Origin of the sequence: Streptomyces sp. NRRL F-5126, assembly GCF_000721265.1 — a bacterium.
In the GTDB taxonomy this organism is placed as follows: Bacteria; Actinomycetota; Actinomycetes; order Streptomycetales; family Streptomycetaceae; genus Streptomyces.
Genome location: NZ_JOFZ01000023.1, coordinates 1 through 5,234 on the forward strand (window position 1 = coordinate 1; position 5,234 = coordinate 5,234).

A 5,234-nucleotide genomic window follows, 5' to 3' on the forward strand; every position below is an offset into this window, starting at 1 on the left:
CGGCCCCGACACCCCCATCATCACCACCGACGCCCGCCACCGCGCCGACGCCAAGAGCGGACTCATCACCCTCGTCGAACACGCCCTCATGGCACGACTCAAGTAGCCCTGCCTACGGCGGTTGCTGTACGTGTCAGTAACGGTGGGCTGTGTCTTCGGACACGGCCCACCACCACGTTCATAACGTTTCGACAGAGAATTCACCACCTCCCGACACGCGGTGCGGTCGGCCGGTTTCCCTGCGCTCACCAACCTCTCGCCATTTTGGCGGAACTCACCCCTTACGCCCGCTTTATCTGCGGCTTGGATCACTCGGAATGGCTGGTTCCCGGTGTTTGGAACACAGCCGTGACACATGCTGGAATTCGACGGCTCCCGAGTGGTTGCGGTACGGCCCGAAACGAGAAACGGCACAGCGCAGGTGCCGTCGCCGAGAGGTTGTTGGTCGAGTGAGGCGAAGCAAGACGGGCTCCGCTGAGGAGGCGCGGGGCGGTCCCGCCGCACCCCCGCGTGCGGCCGTGCCGCCCGCCGCCCCGACCGGGCCGTCGTCCACCGGATCCACCAGCAGGCTCGCCCCGCGCAACTGGCGGGTGCCGACGCGGCTCAACGCGATCCTCCTGCTGCCGGTCCTGGTCGGCCTCGTCATGGGCGGCTTCCAGGTCAAGGCGTCCGTGGACACCTGGCACGAGGCGCAGGACGCCGAGCGCGCCGCCCTGGTCGTACGGGCCGCGTCCGACTACAGCCAGGCGCTGCTGAACGAGCGCGACCTGACCGCTCGGCCGCTGCTCACCGGCCACCGCGACGACCCCGTCGTCGCGAAGACACGCGCGGCGACCGACGCGGCGAAGAAGCGGTTCGACGCCGTGGTGCGCAGCATGCCCCACGAGCCGCGCCTGCAGCGGCGGCTGTCCCTCTTCCGTGCCGTGGAGCCGAAGCTCGCCCAACTGCGCAAGGTGGCGTACAGCGAATCCATCGAGACGCCCGACAAGAGCGGCGGGCACGGCGGACCCGTGGCCACGCAGGAGGGCTACGTCCAGGTCCAGCACTCGCTGATGGAGTTCTCCAACGAGCTGGGCCTCGGCACGGGCAACATCACGAGCTACGGCCGCACCCTGTACGCGATCCAGCTGGCGAAGGCCGCGGAGTCGCTGCAGCGCTCGATCGGCATGGAACTGCTGGTCAGGCCCAGCCACAAGGCGGACATCAGGTCGGGCCAGCTGGTCGCCCTCAACTCGTACGCGTACCTGGAGGGCATCTCCGTCCAGGAGTACGAGTCGGGCGGCACCGCCGCCGACACGAAGCGGCTGACAGCCGTGATGAAGAAGGTCGCGGCGCAGGGCGCGCCCGAGGGCGCCGCGTCCACCGATGTCACTCCCCCGTCGAGCGCCGGCTCCTCCGTGCTCGACGGCATGGTCGCGGCGATCGGCTCGGGCAAGGGCCCCGACGACCTCAAGGCGGCGGGCATCACCCCGGCGACCTGGATGGCCGCCTCCACCGCCAAGTTCGACGGTTACACCACGATCGAGAAGGGCCTTGTCGACAAGGCCGTGGACGACGCGGGCGACATCGCGTCGGGCGCGCGCAGGGACGCCGTCGTGAACGGCGCGGGAGTACTGGTCGCGCTGCTGCTGGCGTTCCTGCTCGCCGGGCTGATGGCGCGGCAGATGAGCCGCGCGATGCGATCGCTGCGCACGGCTGCCTTCGACGTCGCCGAGCAGCGGCTGCCGCGCGTGGTCGACCAGCTCTCCCGGACGGAACCGAACGCCCACCCCGAGCGGATGGCCACACGGGTCGCCGCGATCCCGATCGACTCGCGCGACGAGATCGGCGAGGTCGCGCGCGCCTTCGACCAGGTGCACCGGGAGGCGGTGCGCCTCGCCGCCGAGCAGGCGATGCTTCGCGGCAATGTCAACGCCATCTTCACAAACCTTTCGCGACGTAACCAGTCGCTGATCGAGGGGCAGCTGACCCTCATCACCGAGCTGGAGAACCACCAGGACGATCCCGAGCAGTTGGAGAGCCTCTTCCGCCTCGACCACCTGGCGACCCGGATGCGGCGCAACGGCGAGAACCTGCTGGTCCTCGCCGGCGAGGAGCCGGGCCGCCGGTGGAACCAGCCGGTGCCGCTTGTCGACGTGCTCAGGGCCGCGGCCTCCGAGGTGCAGTCCTACGAGCGGATCGAGATGGCCGGCCTGCCGGAAGCCGAGATACACGGCAAGGCAGTGACCGACCTGGTGCACCTGCTCGCGGAGCTGCTGGAGAACGCGACGTCGTTCTCGTCCCCGCAGACGAAGGTGCGGGTCACCGCCACGAGGCTGCCCGACCGCCGGATGATGATCGAGATCCACGACAAGGGCATCGGCCTGACCGCGGAGGACTTCGCGGACATCAACCACAAGCTGGCCAACCCGCCGGTGGTGGACGTCGAGGTCTCCCAGCGCATGGGCCTGTTCGTGGTCGGCCGCCTGGCCGACCGCCATGGCATCCGCGTCCAGCTGCGCCCCTCGGGCGAGCAGGCGGGCACCACCTCGCTGGTGATGCTGCCGGACGCGATCACGCACGGCGGCGGCGCCGAGGCGCCGGAGGAAGGTTTCACCGTCTCGGGCATGATCCCGCAGGCGCCGCCTTCGGCCACCCAGGTGACCGCCCACGGCAGCGGCCCGATGCTGACCGCCGCACAGCTCGGCTTCGACGACTCGCGGTACGAGCAGTCCACGGCCGCGCCGGAGGCCAGGACGCTCGACCCCGTCAACCGCACGTTGATGCGGGAGGAGCGGCGCGCGGCCGTCGAGGCAGCTCCCGACCGCGCCGCGCCCGAGCTCGCGCCCGGCGCCGAGCCGCCGCCCGGCACGTACGAGCAGGGCTACGGACAGGGCTACCGGGAGCACGGTTACGAGCAGCAGGGATACGGACAGCAGGCGTACGGCCAAGAGGGTTACGTGGAACAGGCCTTCGACGGGCAGGGCTACGGCGGTCAGGCGTACGACCCGGGTGTCCAGGGCGAGCAGCCGCAGGACCCGTACGGCGACGGGCGGCCCTACCCCGGCGGGCAGCAGGGCGGGGAGCCGGGACAGGGCGCCGCATACGGGGACTACCTGACGGGCGCCGACGGCTACCGGCAGAGCGGCTGGGACGAACCCCTCGAACCCCCGCGCGCGGATACGTGGACGGACGGCGCGGCGTACGCGGTGCCCCAGGAGCCCGCCCCCGCACAGGAGCCGGAGTCCGACCCCGACGCGGACGACGCTCGGCGGACGGGCCCCGAGCGCTCAGGACCGGGCCCCTCCCCCAGCGCGAGCCACACGCTGACCGACGCCGGACTGCCGCGGCGCGGTGCCGCGCGACCGCCCCAGGAGGCGTGGACGACGGACCCCGGCACGGCCGGCTCCGCGGGACCGGCGGGAGTGCCCCCGCAGCCTGCGCCGGATGGGCACAATGGAACCAGCGCGGCCGAAGGCCCCGAGGACCCGGGCTCGTCGACGAACGACGAGCGCTTCCGCAGGGCCGGCGAGCTGCGCGAGCCGAAGGCCGGCGGGGTCACTCCGTCGGGGCTGCCGAAGCGGGTGCCCAGGGCCAACCTGGTCGCGGGCACCGCGGAGCAGGCCCCGAAGGAGGGCCCGCAGGTCTCCCGGGCTCCGGAGGACGTACGCGGCAGGCTGAGCAACCTGCGCAGCGGGGTGCAGCGGGGCCGCAACGCGGGAGCGGACACGAACAGACCGGGCCACGGCCCGGGCAGTATCTACAACCAGGAGCGTTAGTGTGAGCCCGATGAGCCAGGCGGCGCAGAATCTCAACTGGTTGATCACCAATTTCGTGGACAACACCCCCGGGGTGTCCCACACCGTGGTGGTCTCCGCCGACGGACTGCTGCTGGCCATGTCCGAGGGCTTCCCGCGGGACCGTGCCGATCAGCTCGCCGCAGTGGCGTCCGGGCTGACCTCGCTGACGGCGGGGGCGTCCAGGATCTTCGAGGGCGGCGCCGTCAACCAGACGGTGGTCGAGATGGAGAGGGGTTTCCTGTTCATCATGTCCATCTCCGACGGCTCGTCGCTCGCCGTGCTCGCCCACCCGGAGGCCGACATCGGCCTCGTCGGGTACGAAATGGCACTGCTCGTCGACCGCGCGGGCACAGTACTCACACCGGACCTCCGCGCCGAACTCCAGGGAAGTCTTCTCAACTGAGAGACAGTGCGCTTCCCGCCACCGCACCATTAAGGTGCGGTGGCGCGGTGCCGCAGGGATGCGGTACCGGCAGCCGGCAGTCGGAGGAGGAGAAGTGGCGACACACCCAGACGGGTACCCCCATGACGGGGCCCGGCGGTTCCCCGGTGACCCAGGCCCGCGCCGCACTGGACCCGGCGCCGCGGCGACGGGTGGCCGCCCCGACGACGGGTCGTACCCGGACATGCGCGCGAACGACGACCCGTACGGCGGACGCTACCCGGGCGGGCCGGCCGGCTACCCGGCCGAGGACCCCCGCACCGGATACCGGGCCGGCGGGTACGAGGGCGGCGGGTACGAGGGGGGTCAGGGCGGCTACCCGTCCTACCCGGGGCACCCCGTGGCGCAGAACGGATACCCGGACGGGCGAATCACCCGCCCCGGCGCCCAGGGCGGCTACCCCGGCGTGCCCTCCGAGGAGCGCCCCGACGGCGCCCACCGGGCGCCCATGCCACCGCAGGGCCCCTTCGATCAGCCGCGGCGCCGCATCGAGCCGGTCGCTCCCCGGCGGGCGCCCGAGCCCACCAGGGAGCCCGTGGGCCCGCACAACCCCCTGGTGCGCCCGTACGCCATGACGGGAGGCCGCACCAGGCCCCGCTACCAGCTCGCCATGGAGGCGCTGGTCTCCACGACGGCCGACCTGTCCGCGCTGCACGGGCAACTGCCCGAGCACCAGCGGATCTGCCGTCTCTGCCTTGAGGTCAAGTCGGTCGCCGAGATCTCGGCGCTGCTCTCGATCCCCCTCGGCGTCACCCGGATCCTCGTCGCCGACCTGGCCGAGGCCGGACTCGTCGCCATCCATCAGCCCGGCGGTGACGAGTCCGCCGGCGGCCAACCAGATGTGACACTGCTCGAAAGGGTGCTCAGTGGACTTCGAAAGCTCTAGCGGCGCAGCGACCGCCCGATCCACCACGAGCGCGAAGATCGTGGTGGCGGGCGGATTCGGCGTGGGCAAGACCACGTTCGTCGGCGCCGTCTCGGAGATCAACCCGCTGCGTACCGAAGCCGTCATG

Annotated in this window: 3 protein-coding genes and 2 pseudogenes; all 5 read left to right on the plus strand. The window is 71.7% G+C overall.

Annotated features, from left to right (window positions below; genetic code table 11):
• Window positions 1-106: pseudogene (locus IH48_RS0131970) on the plus strand (ATP-binding protein); the annotation flags it as partial.
• Between the two features lie 343 nt (window positions 107-449).
• Window positions 450-3,758: a nitrate- and nitrite sensing domain-containing protein gene (locus tag IH48_RS0131975; RefSeq protein ID WP_030912734.1), complete on the plus strand. Its 3,309-nt coding sequence runs from the start codon at window positions 450-452 to the stop codon at window positions 3,756-3,758.
• Between the two features lie 10 nt (window positions 3,759-3,768).
• On the plus strand, window positions 3,769-4,182 hold the full coding sequence (locus tag IH48_RS0131980) for a roadblock/LC7 domain-containing protein (RefSeq protein ID WP_026057603.1): 414 nt from the start codon (window positions 3,769-3,771) through the stop codon (window positions 4,180-4,182).
• 94 nt (window positions 4,183-4,276) lie between these two features.
• Complete coding sequence (locus IH48_RS0131985) at window positions 4,277-5,107, plus strand: DUF742 domain-containing protein (RefSeq protein ID WP_234434468.1); 831 nt, start codon at window positions 4,277-4,279, stop codon at window positions 5,105-5,107.
• Window positions 5,088-5,234 (plus strand): annotated as a pseudogene (locus IH48_RS35515) (ATP/GTP-binding protein); the annotation flags it as partial. The gene IH48_RS0131985 and the pseudogene IH48_RS35515, both read left to right, overlap by 20 nt.

Excerpts from the sequence above, each read along its gene's own strand:
- IH48_RS0131980 (WP_026057603.1), top strand. The coding sequence starts at position 3,769 with ATGAGCCAGGCGGCGCAGAATCTCAACTGGTTGATCACCAATTTCGTG.